Raw genomic sequence first — 22,009 nt, forward strand, 5'->3', positions numbered from 1 at the left:
GCCCATGACGCGCCTGCTGCCCCGCGCGCTCATGGCTCCCGCCGTGGCCGTGCTGCTGTGCTGGATGCTGGTGCCGCTGCTGATGACGGTGTATTTCTCGTTCGTCGACTACAACCTCATGCAGCCGGGCGGCCACCCCTTCGTGGGCCTGCGCAACTACGAGTTCTTCGTCACCGACCCGGACTTCATGCCCGCCGTGCGCCAGACCCTGGTGTTCCTGGCCAGCGTGGTGTCGATCACCGTGGTGCTGGGCGTGCTGCTGGCGCTGCTGGTCAACGAGCCATTTCCGGGCCGCGGCATGGTGCGCGTGCTGCTGATCTCGCCCTTCTTCGTGATGCCCGCCGTCAACGCGCTGCTGTGGAAGCACATGATGATGAATCCCATCTACGGCGTGCTGGCCAGCCTGTGCAGGGCGCTGGGCCTGGAGCCTGTGGACTGGCTGACCGAGGTGCCGCTGCTGTCCGTGGTCATCATGGTGTCCTGGCAGTGGCTGCCTTTTGCCTGCCTGATCTTCATCACCTCGCTGCAGTCGCTGGACCGCGAGCAGATGGAGGCGGCGCGCATGGACGGCGCCAATGCCCTGCAACGTTTCCACCACCTCACGCTGCCCCATCTGGCCCGCCCGATGGCGGTGGTGGTGATGATCGAGATGATCTTCCTGCTGGGCGTGTTTGCGGAGATCGCCATCACCACGGCGGGCGGCCCGGGCAACGAGAGCACCAACCTCACCTATCTCATCTACAAGCAGTCGCTGATGCATTTCGATGTGGGCGTGGCCTCTGCGGGGGCATTGTTCGCCGTGGTGCTGGCCAACATCGTTGCCGTCTTCCTGATCCGCATCGTCGGCAAGAGCCTGGACTGAGCGCATGACGGCCCCTTCACTTTCCACCGCCTTGCGTGCCGCCGCGGCCTGGGCGCTGGCGCTGCTGCTGTTCTTTCCGCTGGGCTGGCTGTTCCTGACCGCGTTCAAGACCGAGCTGCAGGCCATTGCCGTGCCGCCGCTGTTCGTGTTCGAGCCCACGCTGGCCAACTTCGGCGAGGTGCAGCAGCGCAGCAACTACCTGCTGCACGCGCGCAACTCCTTGGTCACCAGCCTGGGGTCCACCCTGGCGGGCCTGGCCATCGCCGTGCCCGCCGCCTATTCGATGGCCTTCTTTCGCACGCGGCGCACACGCGATGTGCTGATGTGGATGCTGTCCACCAAGATGATGCCCGCCGTGGGCGCATTGCTGCCCATCTACGTGCTGGCCCAGGGCGCCGGCCTGCTGGACACGCTCACGGTGCTGACCGTGGTCTTCACGCTGTCCAACCTGCCCATCATGGTGTGGATGCTCTACAGCGCGTTCAAGGACATCCCGCACGAGATCCTCGAAGCCGCGCGCATGGATGGCGCCGGCCTGTGGGCCGAGTTCCGCCATGTGGTGCTGCCGCTGGCGCTGGGCGGCATTGCCTCCACGGGCCTGCTGTGTCTGGTGCTGAGCTGGAACGAGGCCTTCTGGTCGCTCAACCTCAGCAGCGCGCGCGCCGGCACGCTGGCCACGCTGATCGCCTCCTACTCCAGCCCCGAGGGGCTGTTCTGGGCCCGGCTCTCGGCGGCATCGCTTTTGGCCATCGCGCCCATCGTGGTGTTCGGCTGGTTCAGCCAGAAGCAACTGGTGCAGGGCATGACCTTCGGCGCCGTCAAGTAGCCGCTCTTCAAACCAAGAAAACCATGGCCTATCTGCAACTGCAAGACATGCGCAAGAGCTTTGGCGAGGCGCACATCATCCGTGGCGTGGACCTCGCCATCGAGCGCGGCGAGTTCATCGTCTTCGTCGGCCCCTCGGGCTGCGGAAAATCCACGCTGCTGCGCCTGATCGCGGGGCTGGAGTCCGTCAGCGCGGGACATCTGCTGCTCGATGGGCGCGACATCACGCACGCGCCCTCGGGCCGGCGCGATCTGGCCATGGTGTTCCAGAGCTATGCGCTGTACCCGCACATGAGCGTGTACGACAACATGTCCTTTGCGCTGCGCCTGGCGGGCGTGCCGCGCAAGGAGATATTGCGCAAGGTCGGCCGGGCGGCAGAAACGCTCAATCTCACGGCCTGCCTGGAGCGCCGCCCGGGCGAGCTGTCGGGCGGGCAGCGCCAGCGCGTGGCCATCGGACGCGCCATCGTGCGCGAGCCCAAGGTCTTCCTGTTCGACGAGCCGCTGTCCAATCTGGATGCGGCGCTGCGCGGCAACACGCGCGTGGAAATCCTCAAGCTGCACCGTGCATTGGGCGCCACCACCATCTATGTGACGCACGACCAGGTGGAGGCCATGACCCTGGCCGACCGCGTGGTGGTGATGCGCGACGGCGCCATCGAGCAGGTGGGCTCTCCTCTGGAGCTCTATGACCGCCCGGCCAACCGCTTTGTCGCGCAGTTCATCGGCATGCCGCCGATGAACCTGCTGGCGGCCCATGCCGTGCCGGGCCTGTCGGCCAGCACGCAGGGGCGCTTGCCGCGGGACGGCACGCTGGGCATACGCCCCGAGGCGCTGCGCCTGTCCCGGGCAGATGCAGGTCCCGGTTATGGGGCTGGCGTCCAGGGGCGCGTGGACCTGATCGAAGCCTTGGGTGCCGACACGCTGGTCCATGTGGATGTGGCCGGCGTGCCGCTGGTGGCGCGCCAGACCGAGCGCATGCCGCTGGCCGTGGGCGATGGGGTGAGGGTGTCCCTCGACCCGGGCTGCATGCTCCATCTGTTCGACCGCGATGGCCGTGCGCTGGCGGCCTGCTGAGCCTGGCGGCCGAGCCCTGCCTTCTTCTTTCCGTCTCTTCCCATCCCTTTGTCCGGGACACCATGAACGCGACTGCCCCCTCCCTTTCCCGCCCCACGGTGCTGCACCTGGGGCTGGGCTCTTTCCATCGCGCGCACCAGGCTGCCTACCAGCAGCGATTGATGGATGCGGGCGACACGCAGTGGGCGCTGGTGGGCGCCAACCTGCGCCCTGACATGGCGCAGACGCTGGACGCCCTGGTGCGACAAGGCGGTGCCTACACGCTGGAGACGATTGCGCCCAACGGCACGGTGCATTACCAGTGGATGGATGCCTTGAGCGAGGTGATTCCGTACGCGCCCGGGCTGGCCGCCGTCGTGCAGCGGGGCGCCTGGCCGGCCACCCGCATCATCTCCTTCACGGTCACCGAGGCCGGTTACTGCCTGGATGGTCAGGGAGCGCTCGACGCCGCGCATCCCGATCTGGCGCAGGACCTGGAGCGCGCACGCCGGGGCGAGGCGGGGACCACCCTCTATGGCGTGCTCTGCGCCATCCTGCAGGCGCGCCGCGCCACCGATGCCGGCCCCGTCACGCTGCTGAGCTGCGACAACCTGCGCCACAACGGCGACCGCCTGCGCGCCGGCCTGCTGGCCTTCATGCGCCAGGCACAGCTGCATGGGCTGGCCGACTGGGCACAGCGGCATACCAGCTGCCCCAACGCCATGGTCGATCGCATCACTCCCCGCCCGCCACCGGAGCTGCGCGCGCGCGTGCTGGCCGCCACTGGCCGCGACGACGAGGCCGCGGTGATGGCCGAGCGCTTCACGCAATGGGTGATCGAGGACCGCTTCATTGCCGGGCGCCCCGCCTGGCAGACCGTGGGCGTGGAGCTGGTGCCCTCGGTGGCGCCTTACGAAGAGGCCAAGATCCGCATCCTCAACGCCAGCCACAGCTGCATCGCCTGGGCCGGGACGCTGGCGGGCCTGGAGCATATCCACGAAGGCTGCGCCGTGCCCGCGATACGCCAGATGGCCTGGGACTACGTGACCCGGGATGTGATCGCCTGCCTTTGCGCACCGGGCCGGCCCAGCCCGCTGGACCTGCCGGCCTACCGTGACACGGTGCTGGAGCGCTTTGGCAATGCGGCCCTGCGCGACACCAACCAGCGCGTGGCGGCCGATGGGTTTGCCAAGATCCCCGGCTTCATCGCGCCCACGCTGCGCGAGCGGCTGGCGGACAACGCCGCCATCGATGCCGCGGCCATGCTGCCAGCGCTGTTCCTGGCCTTCCTGCAGCGCTGGCACCAGGGCACACTGCCCTATGCGTACCAGGACCAGGCCATGGACCCGGCGGTGGCGCATGCCATCTGCGCGGCGCCCGATCCCGTGGCCTCGCTGTGCGCCGAGCCGCTGCTGTGGGGCGAGGTGGCAGGCCATCCGCAGTTGGTGGAGTCGGTGCGCCGGGCCTCGGAGCGGGTACGGGCATTTGTGGACAGAACCGAAACATGCACAAGGCGGAGCTGACATGCGCATAGCCATCGTGGGCGAGGCCCTGATCGATTTCACCGCCACGGGCGGCCTGGCCTTCCAGGGCCATGAGGGCGGGGCGCCCGCCAATGGCGCCATCGCGGCGGCGCGGCTGGGGCAGGCCACGGGCCTTGTCTCGCAGCTCTCGGAGGACCTCTTTGGCGAGCGCCTGTTCGCGCACCTGCAGCGCAACGGCGTGGACATGCGCCTGGTGCAGCGCTGCAGCGCGCCCAGTACGCTGGCCTTTGTGGAGCGTGGCGAACACACCAACCGCTATGCCTTCTACATGCAGGGCACGGCCGACACGCTGTGGGCGCCTGCCGAGCTGCCGAAGTTGCCGGACGAATGCCGCATCCTGCAGTTCGGCTCCATCGCGCTGCTGCATGCGCCGGCGGGGCCGCGCATCCTGGATCTGGTGGCCGCGCAGCGCGGTCGGCGCCTCATCGTCTTCGACCCCAATGTGCGTCCCACGCTGATCCGCGATGCGCAGGCCTTCCGGCGCGACTGCCTGGCCTGGCTGGCCCTGGCCGACCTGGTCAAGCTCAGCGACGAGGATGCGGCCTTCATCGCGCCCGGTCAGCCGGTGCTGGAGGCTGCCGGGAGCTGGCTGTCGCGCGGGCCCAGGGCCGTGGTGCTCACGCAGGGGGCCGAGGGCGCCACCTTGCTGCGCGCAGGCCGCGCTCCGCTGTCGGTGCGCCCGCCTGCAGTGCCGCTGGCGGACACCATCGGCGCGGGCGACACCTTTGGCGCGGCACTGTCCGTGGCGTTGCTCGAGCGCGGCGTGGAGCAGGCGCAGCAGTTGCAGTCCCTGCCAGATGCCGCGTGGCGCGAGGTGCTGCGCTTTGCGGCCACGGCTGCCGCGCTCAATTGCACGCGCGCCGGCGCCCAGCCGCCCTGGCGTGCGGAGCTGGATGCCGCGCTTGCGGGCCTGGATGCTGCGCAGGCGCAGCAGCACCACAGGGCGTAGCGGCCGCCGGTGTTACCGTGCGCCCTGTGCCCGTCTCATCGTCCCTGATTGACCGACTGCCATGCCCAGCACACGCCGCCGCCCGCCGCGCCAGCGCCATCCCGAACTGGAGCGCGACTTTGTCCGCACGCCCGCCCTCGGCTATGAAGACGTGGAGGGCAGTGGCCTGGTGCGCTGCCTGGCGCATGGTTTCCCGAGTCCGCTGGTGCGCTGGCATTTCCATGACGAGTACGAGCTGCATCTCATCACCCACACCTCGGGCCGTGCCTTCGTGGGTGACTGGATAGGGCCGTTCGAGCCGGGTCACCTCGTGCTGTGCGGGCCGCGCCTGCCGCACAACTGGATATCGTTCGACGTGCCCGAGGCCGGCGCGCCCGAACGCGATCTCGTCATCCTGTTCAACCACGATCCCATTGCCCGTGCGGCCGAGCAGATCCCCGAGATGCGCGAGGTGCTGCAGCTGCTGGACCGCGCGCGCCACGGCATCGAGTTCTTCGGCATGGCCGAGGCAGCGCGCGTGCACTGGGAGGCGGTCCGGGGTGCGCGCGGCATGCGCCGCTTCGCGGCCTTTTGTGATCTGCTGTCCGATCTTTCCGAATGCACCGACTACCGGCTGCTGTCGGCCGTGCAGATGCAGGGCGTGCAGGCCGAGGCCCAGGTGGACCAGATCAACGAGGTGGTCAACCGCATCATGGCGCGCGTGAACGAGCCGCTGAGCCTGGCGGACGTGGCGGCCGAACTGGGCATGAGCGAAAGCCGCTTCAGCCGTTTCTTTCGCCGTGCCACAGGCAACAGCTTCACCGACTTTGTCAGCCGCGTGCGCATCAACAGTGCCTGCCATCTGCTCATGCAGACCGATTGCTTCATCGCCGATATCTGTTTTCAGGTCGGCTTCAGCAATCTGGCCAACTTCAACCGGCGCTTCCTTGAAATCAAGGGGATGACGCCCTCGGAATTCCGCAGGCAGGCCGAAAGCCGCTTCGGCGCGGGCTGAGGCGGGCGAGGGACCTGGAATCCGGGAAAGAAGGGGTGTGGTATTGCGCGCCACATGGGTAGAGCCCTTATTGCCGCGCTGGCACAGATCGATATGCTGGGTTGCGAAAAACACATGTTCCGCATCGGATCCGTGGCCAGTTTGTGACCACGATCAAGGAATGTGTCTTCCTCTGCGCGCAGGGGCGAAAGCAGGGTTCCTGACGATATCAATCACAGGGGGCCCCATTGTAGAATCCGCCGAATTTTGCGCTTTCAACAACAGAACCACGCCCTCGATATGAAGTTGCTTGCCTCTTTGCTGACGGCTGCCATTCTTGCTGCAGCCCCCGCCTTTCCCGCTTTCTCCGCTGGCGAGGCACCTGCTGCCCCGGCTCAGCCGAAGGCGGCCAAGGCCGATCTGGCGAAGGGCGAGGCCAGCTACACCGCCGTCTGCGCGGCATGCCATGCGGCCGACGGCAATTCGACGGTGCCCATCCAGCCCAAGCTGGCCGGCCAGCATCCCGAGTACCTGGTCAAGCAGTTGCTGGAGTTCAAGGACGACAAGCGCAAGGACCCGGTGATGAAGGGCTTTGCCAGCATGCTCAGCGAGCCTGACATGAAGAACATCGCCGCCTGGCTGCATGCGCAAAAGCCCAAGGACGGCTTTGCCAAGGACAAGGACCTGGTGGCCATGGGCGAGCGCATCTACCGTGGTGGCATCCAGGAGCGCAACATCGCCGCCTGCGCAGGCTGCCACAGCCCCAACGGCGCCGGCATCCCGGCCCAGTACCCGCGTCTGGCCGGCCAGCACGCCGACTACACCACCACCCAGCTCACGGCCTTCCGTGACGGCAAGCGCGGCAATAGCATTCAGATGACGCAGGTTGCTGCCAAGCTTAACGATCGCGAAATCAAGGCCGTGGCAGACTACATCGCTGGCCTGCGTTGATGTGCTCCCGGAACCGATGCGGTTCCCAGGGTAATCACCGGGAACCTATTGCCCTATAGACGCCCCAAGCCAGGCGGGTCCATCGCATGAATGCAGATGGTCCCGCTTTTTTCATTCGGGTTTTGGTTTTTCGCTCTTCATGTCAGACAACTCTTCCGGTGCCGCTCTTGCCTCCCCCCGCCCGCAGGCCGCGCGCGCGATGCTGGAGCTGCTGGCATCGATGCGCTTTGCGATCTCGCTGCTGACGGTCATCTGCATTGCCTCGGTGATCGGCACCGTGCTCAAGCAGCATGAGCCGGTGGGCAACTACGTCAACCAGTTCGGACCGTTCTGGGCCCAGCTGTTTCTTGCGCTCAAGCTCAATGCGGTCTACAGCGCCTGGTGGTTCCTGCTGATCCTGGCCTTTCTGGTGATCAGCACCTCGCTGTGCGTGGCACGCCATGCGCCCAAATACCTGGCCGATCTGCGCAATTTCAAGGAAAACGTTCGCGAGCAAAGCCTCAAGGCCTTCAGCCACCGTGCGCAGAATGTGGTGCCCGGCAGCACCGAGGAAGCCGCCAGGCGCCTGGGCCAGCAGCTGGTGTCGGGCGGCTGGAAGGTGCGGCTGCAGCAGCGCGATACGGCGGCCGGTCCCGGCACGGGCTGGATGCTGGCGGCCAAGGCGGGCGCGGCCCACAAGCTGGGCTACATCGCCGCCCATGGCGCCATCGTGCTGATCTGCCTGGGGGGGCTGTTCGACGGTGACCTTATCGTGCGTGCGCAGATGTGGCTGGGAGGCAAAACACCTTATACCGGCGGTGGCCTGATCTCCGAGGTGTCCGAGCAGCACCGGCTGAGCGAACGCAACCCCACCTTCCGCGGCAACCTGCTGGTGACCGAGGGCGGCACGGCGGGCACGGCCATCCTGTCGCAGTCCGATGGCGTGCTGCTGCAGGAGCTGCCCTTTGCGGTGGAGCTCAAGAAGTTCATCGTCGAGTACTACTCCACGGGCATGCCCAAGCTGTTTGCCAGCGAGGTCGTCATCCACGACAAGGCCACGGGCGAGAAGCTGGAAAAGCGCATCGAGGTCAACCACCCGGCCAGCTACCGCGGCATCGAGATCTACCAGTCCAGCTTTGATGACGGCGGCTCGTCGGTGAAGCTGCATGCCGTGCCGCTGGAGGCCGGGACCAAGCCCTTCGATGTCGAAGGCGTGATTGGCGGCTCCAGCCAGTTCACGCGCAAGCTCGCCGACGGCAAGGACGAGGCGCTGACGCTGGAGTTTGCCGAGCTGCGCACCATCAACGTCGAGAACTTCGGCGGTGCGGGCGGCGCCGGTGGCAGCGCCACCGATGTGCGCAAGGTGGACCTGAAGCAGGCCATCGACGAGCGCCTGGGCGCGGCCCACAAGACCGTGACCAAGAAGGAACTGCGCAACATCGGCCCCAGCATCCGCTACAAGCTGCGCGATGCCGCGGGCCAGGCGCGCGAGTTCCAGAACTACATGCTGCCCGTGGACACGGGCGACGGCCAGCGCGTGTTCCTGCTGGGCGTGCGCGACAACCAGGCCGACGCCATGCGCTATCTGCGCATTCCCGCCGACCCCGAAAGCGAAATGGACACCTTCCTGCGCCTGCGCAGCGCGCTGCAGGATCCCAAACTGCGCGAGCAGGCGGCCCGGGCCTATGTGGCCAAGGCCATCGATTCCTCGCGCTCCGAGCTGAGCGGTGCGCTGGCGCAGTCGGCCACCAAGGCGCTGGAGCTGTTCGCGGGACAGACCGACAAGAAGGGTCCCGATGGCAAGCCGCTGGGCGGGCTGCAGGCCATCTCCGATTTCATGGAAAGCAATGTGCCCGCGGCCGAGCGTGAACGTGCGGGCGAGGTGCTGGTGCGCATTCTCAATGGCGTGCTGTTCGAGATGGCCCAGATCGTGCGGGCCCAGGCCGGCCAGGCACCGCTGGAGCCCAGCGAGCAGACGCAGTCCTTCATGACACAGGCCGTGTTCTCGCTCAGCGACGCGCAGTTCTACCCCGTGCCCATGGTCTTCATGCTGCAGGACTTCAAGCAGGTGCAGGCCAGCGTGTTCCAGGTGGCGCGTGCGCCGGGCAAGAACGTCGTGTATCTGGGCTGCCTGTTCCTCATCATCGGCGTGTTCTGCATGCTGTACGTGCGCGACCGCCGCATCTGGATCTGGCTCACGCCCCGCGATGGCCAAAGCCATGCCGAAATGGCCTTGTCCACCAATCGCAAAACGCTCGATGGTGATAGAGAATTCGCCATGCTGGCCGGCAAGCTGATAGGCGCCGAGCCCATCCACAAGAAACCCCCCGGAGGTTCCGCATGAACACCGCCACCACGACGACTTTGACGCTCAACGAGGGCTTCTTCGCCCGCCGCAACTGGTTCGACTGGGTGTTTGCGGCCCTCGTGGCGGCGGGGCTGCTCTATGCGCTGCAGCGCTATGGCGAGTACATGGATGTCTACGAGAAGTGCATCCTGGTCGGCACCATTCCCGCGGCCATCTGGCTGGGCTGGTTCTGGCGCTCGCTGCGGGCGCTGATGCTGGTGGTGGCCGGGCTGTCGCTGCTGGCCATTGCGCTGTACCAGGGGCCGGAGGGGGCGCAGCTGGCGCGCTCGGACACGGTGTTCGGCCTCAAGTACTTCCTGTCCAGCCAGTCGGCCATCCTCTGGATGAGCATGGTGTTCTTCATCAGCACCGTCTTCTACTGGATCGGCATGTTTGCGCGGGGCGAGGGCACGGCGCTGTCGCTGCTGGGCTCGCGCCTGGCCTGGCTGGCCGTGACGCTGGCGCTGGTGGGCACCATGGTGCGCTGGTACGAGAGCTATCTGATCGGCCCTGACGTGGGCCACATCCCGGTCAGCAATCTCTATGAAGTGTTCGTCATGTTCTGCTGGATGACGGCGCTGTTCTATCTGTACTACGAACAGCACTACGACACGCGCGCCCTGGGTGGCTTCGTGATGCTGGTGGTCAGCGCGGCCGTGGGCTTTTTGCTGTGGTACACGCTGGTGCGCGAGGCGCACGAGATCCAGCCCCTGGTGCCGGCGCTCAAGAGCTGGTGGATGAAGCTGCATGTGCCGGCCAACTTCATCGGCTACGGCACCTTCGCGCTGGCGGCCATGGTCTCCTTCGCCTACCTCATCAAGCAGCAGGCCACGGAGACGCGCTGGTACAAGCTCGCCCCGCTGTGGATGCTGGGCGTGGTGCTGTGCTTCGAGCCCATCGTTTTCCGCAAGGGTGCGACCGACAACGGCGGCAGCTACTGGATGGTGTACTTCGGCGTCTCGGCGCTGATCGTGGCCGGCATCCTGCTGGCGCGCAAGCGCATCGCCGAGCGGCTGCCCAGCTTCGAGCTGCTGGACGATGTGATGTACAAGTCCATCGCCGTGGGCTTTGCCTTCTTCACCATCGCCACCGTGCTGGGCGCGCTGTGGGCGGCCGAGGCCTGGGGCGGCTACTGGAGCTGGGACCCCAAGGAGACCTGGGCGCTGATCGTCTGGCTCAACTACGCGGCCTGGCTGCACATGCGCCTGGTCAAGGGGCTGCGCGGCACCGTGTCCGCCTGGTGGGCGCTGGGCGGGCTGGCCATCACCACCTTCGCCTTCCTGGGCGTGAACATGTTCCTGTCGGGACTGCACAGCTACGGCGAGCTGTGATCCGCTGCTGATTCGGACTGCCGCCGAACAAAGGGCTGCATGCGCCGGCGCGCATGCAGCCCTTTTTGTATCCGGCTCTTTTTCATGGCAGTTGAGGCTGGGGCGTAGCATGGAACTTGCGCGGGCCTGCAAGGCTCCCAATCGTCATGCCGCCCGGCACCCCTGCCTCAGCAGGCACTTTCGGAGATTCCCATGCTGATCCGCTCCCACGACAACGGCTTCCAACATCCGCAAGGCAGCGAAATCACGCCCCGGGCGAGCTACCTGCAGCGCCGGGCCTGGCTGCAGTACCTGGCCGCAGGTTCGGCCGGTGCCGCCTTGCCGGGCTGGGCGGCAGGCGTGCAGCGCCCCGGCAAGCTGGCGGCGCTGGCTTCCGTGCCTTCGCAGTTGCCGGGTGCGAACTCCATGGAGCGCGTCACCGCCTATGCCGATGCGTCGCAGTACAACAACTTCTACGAATTCGGCCTGGACAAGGACGATCCTGCCAAGAACGCCCACACGCTCAAGACGCGGCCGTGGACAGTGAAGATCGAAGGCCTGGTCCAGCAGCCGCAGACACTGGACCTGGATGCGCTGCTCAAGCTCGCACCGCTGGAAGAGCGCATCTACCGGCTGCGCTGCGTGGAAGGCTGGTCCATGGTGATTCCCTGGGTCGGCTATTCCCTGGCCGAGCTGCTGCGCAAGGTGCAGCCGCTGGGCAGTGCCAAGTACGTGGAATTCGTGACCCTGGCCGACAAGGCGCAGATGCCGGGCCTGCGCAGCGGCGTGCTGGACTGGCCTTACACCGAGGGGCTGCGCCTTGATGAAGCCATGCACCCGCTGACGCTGCTGGCCTTCGGCATGTATGGCGAAGTGCTGCCCAACCAGAATGGCGCGCCCGTGCGGCTGGTCGTGCCGTGGAAATACGGCTTCAAGAGCGCCAAGAGCATCGTTGCCATCCGCCTGACCGACAAGGAGCCGGGCACGGCCTGGAACAAGGCGGCGCGCAACGAGTACGGCTTTTATTCCAATGTGAATCCGGACGTGCCGCACCCGCGCTGGAGCCAGGCCACGGAGCGGCGCATTGGCGAGGATGGCCTGTTCGCCAAGAAGCGCAAGACGCTGCTGTTCAACGGCTACGAAGCCCAGGTCGGCCAGCTCTACACGGGCATGGATCTGAAGAAGTTCTATTGATGCGGCCCATGCAATGACGGTGTTACAGCGCCTTTTGCTGCACCGGGCGGCCAAGCCGATGGTGTTTCTTGTGTGCCTGCTGCCGTTTGCGTGGCTGCTTGCCGGAGCCATCCTGAACACTCTTGGCGCCAATCCTGCCGAGGCCCTGCTGCGCTCCACGGGCGACTGGACGCTGCGCTTTCTTTGCGTGGTGCTGGCCGTGACACCGCTGCGCCAGGCGCTGGGGCTGACGGCGCTGGCGCGCTTTCGGCGCATGCTGGGCCTGTATGTGTTCTTCTACGCCGTGCTGCACCTGCTGTGCTATGCGTGGTTCGACATGGGGCTGGACTGGGGCGAGATCGTGCTCGACATCCCCAAACGCCCGTTCATCCTCGTGGGCTTTGCGGCCCTGCTCTTGCTGACCGCGCTTGCCGCCACATCGCCGCACCGTGTGCTCCGGGCCATGGGCGCAAAGCGCTGGCAATGGCTGCACCGCTGCATTTATGCGGTGGCGCCGCTGGCCCTGCTGCATTTCTTCTGGATGCGCGCGGGCAAGAACAACTTCGCCGAGGTCGGCGTATACGGCGCCATTCTTGCGCTGCTGCTGGGCTGGCGTGTGGCCCATGCACTGCGCCGCCGGCGCGCCAGAAGCTAGCCGGCGACGGCGCGCAGGGCAGGGCGCAGCTGGCGGGTGACGGGGTCGATGTCCGCCATGGGCAACTGGTAGTTGCGCTGGTCGAACAGATCAATGCCGCACTGCAGGCCTTCCAGCCAGTTGAACAGGTCGGCAATCGCCTTGGCGCCCATGATGGGCGCGCCGTGCTGGGGCACGATCATGTCGATGGGCAGCTGGCGCGCCATCTGCACCCACAGCCGCAGGATCTTGTTGGAGACCATGTAGCGGCGGTGAAAGCCTTCCATGCGCGCGATGTGCGGCACCAGATCGGTCACCGGCACCTGTGCCTCGATGCCGTTCATCAGGGACACGCCCAGGTCGCCCGTAAACAGGATGCGGCTGACGGGATCGTAGAAGTGGAAGTTGCCCTCGGCATGCAGGAAGTGGGCGGGCAGCAGGTGCAGCTCATGGCGGCCCAGCGGCAGCCGGCCGCCGGCGTCCGGCACGCCGATCACGCGGTTCTCGGTCTTGCCGACCTTGGTGAAGTGGGGCGCAAAGCGCTCCCAGATGCGCGAGATCACCAGCTGGGCCTTGGTGCTGGTCATCCAGCGATCCAGCGAGGCAATGATGTCGGGATCGGCGTGGGAGGCAATCAGATAGGAAAGCTTGTGCGGCGCGAAATGCCGAGACATGCCCATGAACAGCTCGTTGAACGCGAGATTGCCGCCCGGATCGATGATGGCGCCCGTGTCGTCATCGACGATGAGGAACTGGTTGGCCTGGATGGCCTGTCCATCTTCCTCGATGAGGTCGGTGAACATCAGGCAGGCGTGGTTTTTGTCTCGGTAAAGCTCTACGGGCATGGCGGGTTGTCGAGGGACAAGATGCGGTCACTCTAAGCGCCATGCCATGCAGCGGGGTTGACGTGCATCAAGCCGCAGTGCGGCTGCCGCGTCAGTCGGCCTGTGGCCTGCGGGAGTCCGAGGCGCCCGTGGGCGTGGAGCTTTCCTCGACGGCTGCATTGGAGGGGCCGGTCGGCAAGGTGGTGGGCGCCGGTGCGGGCGTTGCCCGCTCGGCCGGGCTGGAGATGCCCAGGGTCTGCGGCAGCGTGGCGCGGTGGCTGGCGGCTGGCGAGTTGGGCAGGAACAGAGGCCCCTTCTGCCCACAGGCCGCAAGGGACGCCGCACAGGCCCCAAGGGCAATGCACCTGACTAGAATTTGCGAGGCTTTCAACATAAGCGAATTGTAATGACCGACCAAGAATTTCTGGACCTTGCCGAACGACTGCTGCTGGCGGTGGAGCAAGACTGCGATCGCATCAACGATGAAACCGATGCCGACCTCGATGCCCAGCGCGTGGGAGGCATGGTGACCCTGGTCTTTGCCAACCGCAGCCAGATCGTGATCAACCAGCAAAAGCCGCTGCATGAGATCTGGCTGGCCGCCAAGGCCGGCGGCTTCCACTACCGCTACGACGCGTCGCAGGGCGCCTGGCTCGATACCAAGGGCGCGGGCGAGTTCTTCGCCAACCTGAGCCGCTACGCCACCGAGCAATCGGGCCTGGCGCTGCAGTTCTCGGCGCGCTGAGACCCCGGCTTTCGGCTGGCTCCAAAAGAAAAGCCCGGCATGGCCGGGCTTTCTTGCGTGGTCGACCGCCTCAGTTGCGGAACAGGTCGAGGATGCGGTTGCGCTCCTCGGTGGCGGGCGGGGGCGTGGCGCCTGCGGCGCTGCCCGTGGATGCACTGTCCATGCCCAGGCTGCTGACGCCGCCGTTGCGCGCGTTTTCCTCGTAGTACCACTCGCCGCCCATGTTCACGACGCCGGGCGGCACGGGCATCTCGGCCACGGGAACGCCCTTGAGCGCGTGCTGCATGAAGCTGATCCAGATCGGCAGGCTCAGGCCGCCGCCGGTCTCGCGGCTACCCAGGTTGCGCGGCGTGTCGTAGCCGATCCAGGATACGGCGGCCAGCGTGGGCTGGAAGCCCGCAAACCAGGCATCCACCGAATCGTTGGTCGTGCCGGTCTTGCCATACAGGTCGGGGCGCTTGAGCGTGGACTGCGCGCGCGCTGCCGTGCCCACGCGCGCCACGTCCTGCAGCAGGCTGTCCATGATGAAGGCGTTGCGCGCGTCGATGGCTTGGGGCAGTTCCTGCACCGGGGGCGGTGTGAATTCGGACAGGATGCGGCCTTTGTGATCGGTGACGCGGGAAATCAGCCAGGGATTGACGCGGTGGCCGCCGTTGGCGAACACGGAGTAGCCTGCCGCCAGCTGCAGCGGCGTGACGGCACCTGCGCCCAAAGCCATGGTCAGGTAGGCCGGGTGCTTGGCGGCGTCAAAGCCGAAGCGCGTGACCCACTCCTGGCCCTGCTTGGGCCCCACGGCCTGCAACAGCCGGATGGAGATCATGTTCTTGGACTTGTTCAGGCCTGTGCGCATGGTCATCGGCCCGTCGTAGCGGCTGTCGTAGTTCTTGGGCTCCCAGGGCTGCCCCCCCGTCACGCCCGCACTGAAGAACAGCGGTGCGTCATTGATCATGGTGGAGGGCGAGAAGCCCTTTTCCAGCGCCGCGGAGTAGATGAAGGGCTTGAAGGCCGAGCCGGGCTGGCGCCAGGCCTGGGTCACATGATTGAACTTGTTCTTCTGGAAGTCGAAGCCGCCGATCAGGGCGCGCAAGGCGCCCGTCTGGGGAACCAGGGCCACGAAGGCGCCTTCCACCTCGGGCAGCTGCGTGATTTCCCAGGTGTTCTTGGGCGTCTTGACCACGCGGATCACGGCGCCGGGACGGATCTTGATGTTGGGCGGTGCCTTGGGGTTCAGGCCCGATTCGGCAGGCTTGAGGCCTTCGCCCGTGATCTCGATCTGCTCGCCGTCGGCACGGGCCGCCAGGATCTTGCGCGGGTTGGCATCCAGCACCACGGCGGCGAGCACGTCTCCGTTGTCGGGGTGGTTGGCCAGGGTGTCGTCGATGGCGTCTTCACGGTCCTCGGCGTCGGCGGGCAGGGCCACGAACTTCTCGGGGCCGCGGTACTTCTGGCGGCGCTCGTAGTCCATGATGCCGCGGCGCAGCGCGGCGTAGGCGGCTTCCTGTTCGCCGGCATTGATGGTGGTGTAGACGTTCAGGCCGCGCGTGTAGGCCTCGTTGCCGTACTGGGCAAAGATCAGCTGGCGCGCCATTTCTGCCACGTACTCGGCATGCACCCGGGTGTTGAAGGAGCCTGTGCGGATCTTCAGCGGCTCGGCCTTGGCTTCAGTGGCCTGGGCCGCCGTGATGAAGCCGTTTTCCTCCATGCGCTCGATGATGTAGAGCTGGCGCGAGCGGGCGCGCTTGGGGTTGCTGATCGGGTTGTAGGCCGAGGGCGCCTTGGGCAGGCCGGCCAGCATGGCCGCTTCGGCGACGGTGATGTCCTTCAGTGGCTTGCCGAAATAGGCTTCACAGGCGGCGGCAAAGCCATAGGCCCGATTTCCCAGATAAATCTGGTTCATGTAGATCTCGAGAATCTGGTTTTTGCTCAGCAGATGCTCTAGCTTAAAAGTCAGTAAGACTTCGTAAATTTTGCGTGTAAAAGTTTTCTCGGAAGACAGATAGACATTGCGTGCCACCTGCATGGTGATGGTCGATGCGCCCTGGCTTTTCACCCGGCCCAGATTGGCCAGCGCGGCGCGGGCCATGCCCTTGTAGTCGACGCCACCGTGCTCGAAAAAGCGGGTGTCTTCAATGGCCAGCACCGCGTCGGTCATCACTTTGGGGATGTCCTGAATGGGCGTCAGCGTGCGCCGCTCCTCGCCGAACTCGCCCAGCAGGGCGCCTTCGCTGGAGTACACGCGCAGCGGCAGCTTGGGTCGGTAGTCGGCCAGCTCGGACACGTCGGGCAGGTTGGGGTAGGCCATGGCCAGGGCCACGGCCACCGTCAGCATCAGGGCCAGCGCGCCGGCGACGGCGATGCCCGCCAGCCATAGCAAGGCCTTGGGAAACCAATGCATGGGCTTGGACGGAGCGGAGCGAGGCTTTCCAGCCTGGGGTTCTCGGGAGTCTGAGGACGGCATGTCGCAGGGAGTGCTGAGGAGTGCCGCATTATAAAAATGCGTTCCCCAGGGGGTCGGTAGGAGGCGGCTGCACACGGTTGCCAGCATGGCCGCAAGCCTCGCATCCTAAGCCAGGCGTACAGGCCGACATGCAAGCAGGGGTGCATTCCTGTCGCATTTGATGGCCCGCAACAATGTCTGTTTTTGGCCACTACCGTCAACCATGCTCCGGCAGGCATGGTGAGTTGCGCGCAGTCTTGCTGATAGCATTCAACCTATATGTGAAGGTTTGTTGCGTTCTTTACATACACAAGAAGAGGGAGGGCAAGTTGATTGCTATGGGATCCTTATTCAGTCGCCAGCCCGCACCTTTGCTAGGCATCGACATCAGTTCTTCGAGCGCCAAGCTCGTTGAGCTGTCTCGTGCCAGGTCGGGCGAACTGTTGCTGGAGCGCTGTGCCATCGAGCCGCTGGAGCGGGGATGGATCACGGATGGCAACATCGAAAAGTTCGACGAAGTGGCAGAGGCTGTACGGCGGCTGGTCAAAAAAAGCGGCACGCGGACCAAGAACGTGGCCATGGCATTGCCGGCTTCGGCCGTGATCACCAAGAAGATTTCGCTGCCCGACGGCATGAGCGAGCAGGAACTGGAGGTCCAGGTCGAATCCGAGGCCAATCAGTACATTCCTTTTTCGCTCGACGAAGTGAGTCTAGACTTCTGTGTCATAGGCCCGTCATCGAATTCGCCTGGCGACGTGGATGTGCTCATTGCCGCCTCCCGCCGCGAGAAGGTGCAGGACCGCCAGGGCCTGGCCGAGGCGGCCGGCCTCAAGCCGATGGTCATCGACATCGAGCCCCATGCCTCCCGCATGGCCGCCGGACGGTTGATCGAGCGCCTGCCCAATCAGGGCAACAACGCTTTGGTGGCGCTGTTCGAGGTAGGCGCCATGACGACCAGCATGCAGATCCTGCGTGACGACGAGGTGCTGTACGACCGTGACCAGGCCTTTGGCGGCGCCCAGCTGACGCAGCTGATCGCGCGCCAATATGGTTTTTCCCTCGAAGAGGCCGAGTCCAAGAAGCGCAACGGCGAACTGCCGGAGGACTACGCTTCCGCCGTGCTCAAGCCCTTCGTGCAGAGCATGACGCAGGAAGTGTCGCGTGCACTGCAGTTCTTTTTCACCAGCACGCCCCACAACCGCATAGACCACATCCTGCTGGCTGGCGGCTCGGCACCGCTTTCCGGCCTGTCCGAGGCCATCACGCAGCAGACCGGATTCGCCTGCAGCCTTGCCAATCCCTTCGATGGCATGGAAGTCGGCAGCGGCGTGCGCCTCAAGCGCATGTCGCGCGAGGCCCCCGCCTATCTGACCGCCTGCGGTCTGGCCATGCGGAGGTTTGTGTCGTGATCCTGATCAATCTGCTTCCTCACAGAGAAGCCACACGCAAGCGACGCAAGGAAGCATTCCAGGCCACCATGGTTCTTTCGGCCCTGATAGGGGTTTTGATCATTGGTGCTGTCTACTGGTGGTACCAGATGATGATCGAAGCCCAGCAGGCAAAGAACAGCATGCTGCGCGCCGAGATCACGGTGCTGGAGTCCCAGATCAAGGAAATCGCCGGGCTGGAGGATGAAATCACGGCCCTGCGCGCCCGGCAAAAGGCCGTGGAAGACCTGCAGTCCGATCGCAATCTGCCGGTGCACATGCTCAACGAGCTGGTGGCCCAACTGCCCGATGGCGTCTACATCACCAGCATCAGGCAGGAAGGTCTGGCCGTGACCATGCTGGGCACGGCACAGTCCAATGAGCGGGTGTCCGAGATGCTGCGCAATCTGTCCGAGGGAACGCCCTGGATCTCCAAGCCGGAACTGGTGGAGATCGTGGCCAGGACGGTCAACGTCACGCCCAAGGACCAGCGCCGTGCTGCAGCGTTCAATCTGCGCTTCCAGCTCACGCGCGCCAGCGTTGCGGAGAAAGGCCTTCCGACGGCGGCCAACCCAGGAAAGTCCCAGTGATGGCCAAGAAGAAAAAGAACGACATCGACTTCTCCGCACTGCAGGAGAACATCCAGCGCCAATTCCGTGGTCTTGATCCCAATGATCCTTCGCGGTGGCCCTTGCTGCCGCGTTTTCTGTTGTGCGTTGCCATTGCGTTGGGCGTCGCCGCCTTGCTCTGGTACGTACTGATCAAGGACTATGAGGACACGCTGGAGCAGGAGCGCAACACCGAAGTCACGCTGCGGCAGGACTTCAGCCAGAAGCTGTCCAAGGCGGTCAGCCTGGATGGCCTGAAGAAGCAGCGTGAACAGGTGCAGCAATATGTGACACAGCTGGAAAAGCAGTTGCCCAGCAAGGCGGAAATGGCTGCGCTGCTCTCGGACATCAACCAGGCCGGACTGGGGCGCAGCCTGCAGTTTGAAACGTTCCGCCCCGGGGCGATGGTGGTCAAGGAGTACTACGCCGAGCTGCCCATTGCTTTGAAGGTCACAGGGCGATTTCATGACATCGGCTCATTCGCTTCCGACGTGGCCTACCTGTCGCGCATCGTGACCTTGAACAACTTGTCGATTGTCCCTGTGGGCAAGGAGGGCAGCGAGGTCTTGAGCATGGAGGCGACGGCGCGAACCTTCCGCTACCTGGATGCCGAGGAAGTGCAGGCGCAACGTGCGGCCGCCGGGAAGGGCAAGAAATGAGGCAAATGCGTTTTCGCGGCTGGCTTGTGCTGGCCGCCTGTCTGTCGCTGGTGGCGTGCACTTCATCCGAGCATGAGGAATTGCAGACCTGGATGGCGCAGGAGCGTGCCAATGCAAAGCCTCGCGTCAAACCATTGGAAGAGCCGAAGTTATTCACGCCTCAGGCCTACCTGGGTTCGGAGGGGATGGATCCCTTCAACCCTTTGAAGCTGATGCAGGTGTTGCGCAGAGAGTCCGTGCAGTCCAACGCGAATACCAGCTTGATGGCTGCAGAACTCAACCGCCGCAAGGAGCCACTGGAAGCAGAGCCCCTGGATGCAATGACCATGGTGGGCAGCCTGGACAAGAAGGGTGTGCCCACGGCCTTGATCAGAGTCGGAACATTGCTGTATCAGGTCCGTGCAGGAAATTACCTGGGCCAGAACTACGGAAAGATCACCCGGATCACGGAGACTTCCATCCAGTTGCGCGAAATCGTCCAGGATGGCAGCGGCGACTGGATAGAAAGAAATAGCACACTGGAGTTGCAGGAGGGAAGGAAATGATGGGCACACATCGCAGCATGTCTCACAAAGCTCGCTGGGGAATCGCCTTGGGCGGTTGGTTGCTGGGCTCCTTTGCATGGGCGCAGTCCGCGATAGAGTCGGTCTCCGGTTCCATCCAGGGGGGCACTGAGGTGGTGCGCATCGAGCTTTCCGAAGCGCTGGCTGCGGACCCGACCGGATTTGCGATCCAGTCGCCTGCGCGGATCGCACTGGATTTTCCTGGCGCAACCAATGCGACGGGCAAATCGATGGTCGAGCTCAACCAGGGCAACCTGCGTTCCATCAATATCGTGGAAGCCTCTGGCCGTTCCCGGCTGGTGCTGAATTTGAAATCGGCGACTTCCTACCGCACTGAACGCCAAGGCAAGGCGTTGCTGATCCTGCTGGATCCTGTGGCCGCGTCTGCTGCGGTGAAGCCTTCTGCGCAGCAGGGTGTGTTTGAAGCCAAGACAGCCGTCGGTAGCGATGTCCAACCCATTCGGGATGTTGATTTCCGTCGCGGCAGCGATGGCTCGGGCCGCATCGTCGTGGGATTGAGCAATAGCCAGGTCGGCGTGGACCTGCGCCGCGAAGGCAAGGAACTGGTCGTCGATTTTCTGCGTTCCTCCCTGCCTGAAGGCTTGCGCCGCAAGCTGGATGTTGCGGATTTCGGAACACCGGTGCAGACAATCTCCTCGGTGCAGCAGGGGGAATCGGTGCGCATGCGTATCGCTCCCGTCGGCGACTGGGAGCACAGCGCCTACCAAAGCGACAGCCAGTTTGTGATCGAGGTCCGCCAGAAAAAGGTGGATGTGAGCAAGCTCACGCAGGGCCCCGGCTACAGCGGTGAAAAGCTGTCCCTGAATTTCCAGAACATCGAAGTGCGGTCCCTGCTGCAGGTGATTGCCGACTTCACGAACTTCAACATCGTGACCTCGGACACGGTTTCCGGGGCGCTGACTCTGCGTCTGAAGGATGTTCCCTGGGACCAGGCGCTGCAGATCATCATGGATGCCAAGGGCCTGGGCATGCGCAAGTCGGGCTCGGTGCTCTGGATTGCGCCCAAGGATGAGATCGATGCGCGCACCAAGCGTGACTATGAAGCCGCCATGGAAATCCAGAAACTGGAGCCGCTGCGCACCCAGGGCTTTCAGCTGAACTATGCGAAGGCGGCCGATATCCTGTTGCAAATTACGACGAACACCAGCTCTGCCGGGGCTGGCGGAACTGCGACGAGATTTCTGTCCGAGCGCGGGTCCGCAATCTCCGAGCCTCGAACCAACCAGCTCTTTGTGACGGACACTCCCGCCAAGCTTGAGGCGATGAAGGCATTGCTGGCCACGCTGGATGTGCCAGTGCGGCAAGTGCTCATTGAAGCGCGTATTGTGGAAGCCCGTGACACGTTCGGTCGTGCCCTGGGGGTACGCCTCGGCGGCGGGGACTTGCGTGCCCAGCGTGGTGGTGATGGTGGCTACAGCATCGGCGGTGACAATCGTGTTGTCTTCGGTACGGGGTTCGATAACGCAAATGCTTCCGCCGGTGCTGGAGGCACGGTCAACACTTCGGGCAGCTTCGTGAATCTTCCTGCCTCTGTGGCAGGTGTTGCAGGGTCTGGCACGTTTGCCATGTCCATCTTCAATGCTGCAGCCAATCGCTTCCTTACGCTGGAGCTTTCGGCAATGGAGGCCGATGGACAAGGCAAGATCATTTCAAGCCCTCGTCTCATGACCGCTGACCAGACCAAGGCGCTGATCGAGCAGGGTACTGAGTACCCATATTCAGTCACTGCACCCAACGGAGCGACCACCATAGCCTTCAAGAAGGCGGTGTTGAAACTGGAAGTTACGCCGCAAATAACTCCTGAAGGCGATATCATCCTGGATCTGGATATCAACAAGGATTCTCGCGGTGAAACAACGACCCAGGGGGTTGCTATTGATACCAAGCATATCAAGACGCAGATCCTGGTGCAAAACGGTGGCACTGTGGTGATTGGCGGTATTTTTGAGTTGGAAGAAACCAATCAGGAAAACAAGATTCCTTTGTTGGGTGATGTGCCTGTTCTGGGTAATCTTTTCAAGAGCCGCTCCAGGGCCTCTTCCAAGAGAGAAATGCTGGTATTCATTACACCAAAAATGATTTCTGATAGCGCTGCAAAACGCTGAGTGAAAATTTAGGGAGA

Annotated in this window: 20 protein-coding genes; 17 read left to right on the forward strand and 3 right to left on the reverse strand. The window is 64.5% G+C overall.

Features of this window, described 5'->3' with window-relative positions:
* The first annotated feature begins 4 nt into the window (after positions 1 to 4).
* From HFGMBDPB_RS02030 to msrQ, 11 genes are all read left to right on the forward strand, one after another.
* The gene (locus HFGMBDPB_RS02030) at positions 5 to 862 is read left to right on the forward strand and encodes a carbohydrate ABC transporter permease (protein WP_016445524.1); all 858 of its coding nucleotides are present in this window, start codon (positions 5 to 7) and stop codon (positions 860 to 862) included.
* A 4-nt stretch (positions 863 to 866) separates the two neighbouring features.
* Positions 867 to 1,688: a carbohydrate ABC transporter permease gene (locus HFGMBDPB_RS02035; protein WP_026062016.1), complete on the forward strand. Its 822-nt coding sequence runs from the start codon at positions 867 to 869 to the stop codon at positions 1,686 to 1,688.
* Between the two features lie 23 nt (positions 1,689 to 1,711).
* Positions 1,712 to 2,764 carry an ABC transporter ATP-binding protein gene (locus tag HFGMBDPB_RS02040; protein WP_212644818.1) on the forward strand — a complete coding sequence of 351 codons (1,053 nt, stop codon included), beginning with the start codon at positions 1,712 to 1,714 and terminating at the stop codon, positions 2,762 to 2,764.
* A 62-nt stretch (positions 2,765 to 2,826) separates the two neighbouring features.
* Complete coding sequence (gene dalD, locus HFGMBDPB_RS02045; RefSeq protein WP_212644819.1) at positions 2,827 to 4,266, forward strand: D-arabinitol 4-dehydrogenase; 1,440 nt, start codon at positions 2,827 to 2,829, stop codon at positions 4,264 to 4,266.
* A gap of 1 nt (position 4,267) precedes the next feature.
* On the forward strand, positions 4,268 to 5,236 hold the full coding sequence (locus HFGMBDPB_RS02050; RefSeq protein ID WP_016445528.1) for a carbohydrate kinase family protein: 969 nt from the start codon (positions 4,268 to 4,270) through the stop codon (positions 5,234 to 5,236).
* A gap of 61 nt (positions 5,237 to 5,297) precedes the next feature.
* Positions 5,298 to 6,230, forward strand: a complete 933-nt coding sequence (locus tag HFGMBDPB_RS02055) for an AraC family transcriptional regulator (protein ID WP_016445529.1) — start codon at positions 5,298 to 5,300, stop codon at positions 6,228 to 6,230.
* A 279-nt stretch (positions 6,231 to 6,509) separates the two neighbouring features.
* Positions 6,510 to 7,160, forward strand: coding sequence for a c-type cytochrome (locus tag HFGMBDPB_RS02060; protein WP_016445530.1), 651 nt, complete (start codon positions 6,510 to 6,512; stop codon positions 7,158 to 7,160).
* Positions 7,161 to 7,299: 139 nt separating this feature from the next.
* Complete coding sequence (locus HFGMBDPB_RS02065) at positions 7,300 to 9,483, forward strand: cytochrome c biogenesis protein ResB (protein WP_212644820.1); 2,184 nt, start codon at positions 7,300 to 7,302, stop codon at positions 9,481 to 9,483.
* Entirely contained in the window at positions 9,480 to 10,817 is a 1,338-nt protein-coding gene (gene ccsB, locus HFGMBDPB_RS02070; RefSeq protein ID WP_016445532.1) for a c-type cytochrome biogenesis protein CcsB, read from the forward strand. Before HFGMBDPB_RS02065 ends, ccsB begins: the two co-directional genes overlap by 4 nt.
* Before the next feature lie 192 nt (positions 10,818 to 11,009).
* Positions 11,010 to 11,990: a protein-methionine-sulfoxide reductase catalytic subunit MsrP gene (gene msrP / locus HFGMBDPB_RS02075; protein ID WP_212644821.1), complete on the forward strand. Its 981-nt coding sequence runs from the start codon at positions 11,010 to 11,012 to the stop codon at positions 11,988 to 11,990.
* Positions 11,991 to 12,003: 13 nt separating this feature from the next.
* Positions 12,004 to 12,624 carry a protein-methionine-sulfoxide reductase heme-binding subunit MsrQ gene (msrQ, locus tag HFGMBDPB_RS02080; RefSeq protein ID WP_212644822.1) on the forward strand — a complete coding sequence of 207 codons (621 nt, stop codon included), beginning with the start codon at positions 12,004 to 12,006 and terminating at the stop codon, positions 12,622 to 12,624.
* Here the strand turns inward: msrQ and HFGMBDPB_RS02085 are convergent.
* Together HFGMBDPB_RS02085 and lptM are read right to left on the reverse strand one after the other, a co-directional pair.
* The gene (locus tag HFGMBDPB_RS02085) at positions 12,621 to 13,448 is read right to left on the reverse strand and encodes an oxygen-binding di-iron domain-containing protein (protein WP_012207382.1); all 828 of its coding nucleotides are present in this window, start codon (positions 13,446 to 13,448) and stop codon (positions 12,621 to 12,623) included. The two genes, msrQ and HFGMBDPB_RS02085, sit on opposite strands and share 4 nt — an antisense overlap.
* Positions 13,449 to 13,539: 91 nt before the next feature.
* Positions 13,540 to 13,821, reverse strand: coding sequence for an LPS translocon maturation chaperone LptM (gene lptM, locus HFGMBDPB_RS02090; protein ID WP_212644823.1), 282 nt, complete (start codon positions 13,819 to 13,821; stop codon positions 13,540 to 13,542).
* A gap of 12 nt (positions 13,822 to 13,833) precedes the next feature.
* Between lptM and cyaY the strand changes: the two genes are divergently transcribed.
* The gene (gene cyaY, locus HFGMBDPB_RS02095; protein ID WP_017406663.1) at positions 13,834 to 14,172 is read left to right on the forward strand and encodes an iron donor protein CyaY; all 339 of its coding nucleotides are present in this window, start codon (positions 13,834 to 13,836) and stop codon (positions 14,170 to 14,172) included.
* A 70-nt stretch (positions 14,173 to 14,242) separates the two neighbouring features.
* Here the strand turns inward: cyaY and HFGMBDPB_RS02100 are convergent, their stop codons facing one another.
* Positions 14,243 to 16,567 (reverse strand): penicillin-binding protein 1A, encoded by a 2,325-nt coding sequence (locus HFGMBDPB_RS02100; protein WP_017406662.1) that lies wholly within the window; start codon positions 16,565 to 16,567, stop codon positions 14,243 to 14,245.
* Positions 16,568 to 16,938: 371 nt separating this feature from the next.
* Between HFGMBDPB_RS02100 and HFGMBDPB_RS02105 the strand changes: the two genes are divergently transcribed.
* From HFGMBDPB_RS02105 to HFGMBDPB_RS02125, 5 genes are read left to right on the forward strand one after another with little or no spacing between them, the layout of a single operon-like run.
* On the forward strand, positions 16,939 to 18,018 hold the full coding sequence (locus tag HFGMBDPB_RS02105; protein ID WP_026062715.1) for a pilus assembly protein PilM: 1,080 nt from the start codon (positions 16,939 to 16,941) through the stop codon (positions 18,016 to 18,018).
* Positions 18,015 to 18,626: a PilN domain-containing protein gene (locus tag HFGMBDPB_RS02110; protein ID WP_212644824.1), complete on the forward strand. Its 612-nt coding sequence runs from the start codon at positions 18,015 to 18,017 to the stop codon at positions 18,624 to 18,626. The genes HFGMBDPB_RS02105 and HFGMBDPB_RS02110 overlap by 4 nt, the downstream gene beginning before the upstream one ends.
* The gene (locus tag HFGMBDPB_RS02115) at positions 18,626 to 19,303 is read left to right on the forward strand and encodes a type IV pilus inner membrane component PilO (protein WP_212644825.1); all 678 of its coding nucleotides are present in this window, start codon (positions 18,626 to 18,628) and stop codon (positions 19,301 to 19,303) included. The genes HFGMBDPB_RS02110 and HFGMBDPB_RS02115 overlap by 1 nt, the downstream gene beginning before the upstream one ends.
* Entirely contained in the window at positions 19,300 to 19,848 is a 549-nt protein-coding gene (locus HFGMBDPB_RS02120) for a pilus assembly protein PilP (protein WP_026062714.1), read from the forward strand. The genes HFGMBDPB_RS02115 and HFGMBDPB_RS02120 overlap by 4 nt, the downstream gene beginning before the upstream one ends.
* Positions 19,845 to 21,992, forward strand: a complete 2,148-nt coding sequence (locus HFGMBDPB_RS02125; RefSeq protein ID WP_212644826.1) for a type IV pilus secretin PilQ — start codon at positions 19,845 to 19,847, stop codon at positions 21,990 to 21,992. Before HFGMBDPB_RS02120 ends, HFGMBDPB_RS02125 begins: the two co-directional genes overlap by 4 nt.
* Positions 21,993 to 22,009 lie beyond the last annotated feature (17 nt).

This window comes from Delftia sp. PE138 (genome assembly GCF_018320755.1).
Taxonomy (GTDB): Bacteria; Pseudomonadota; Gammaproteobacteria; order Burkholderiales; family Burkholderiaceae_C; genus Comamonas; species Comamonas tsuruhatensis.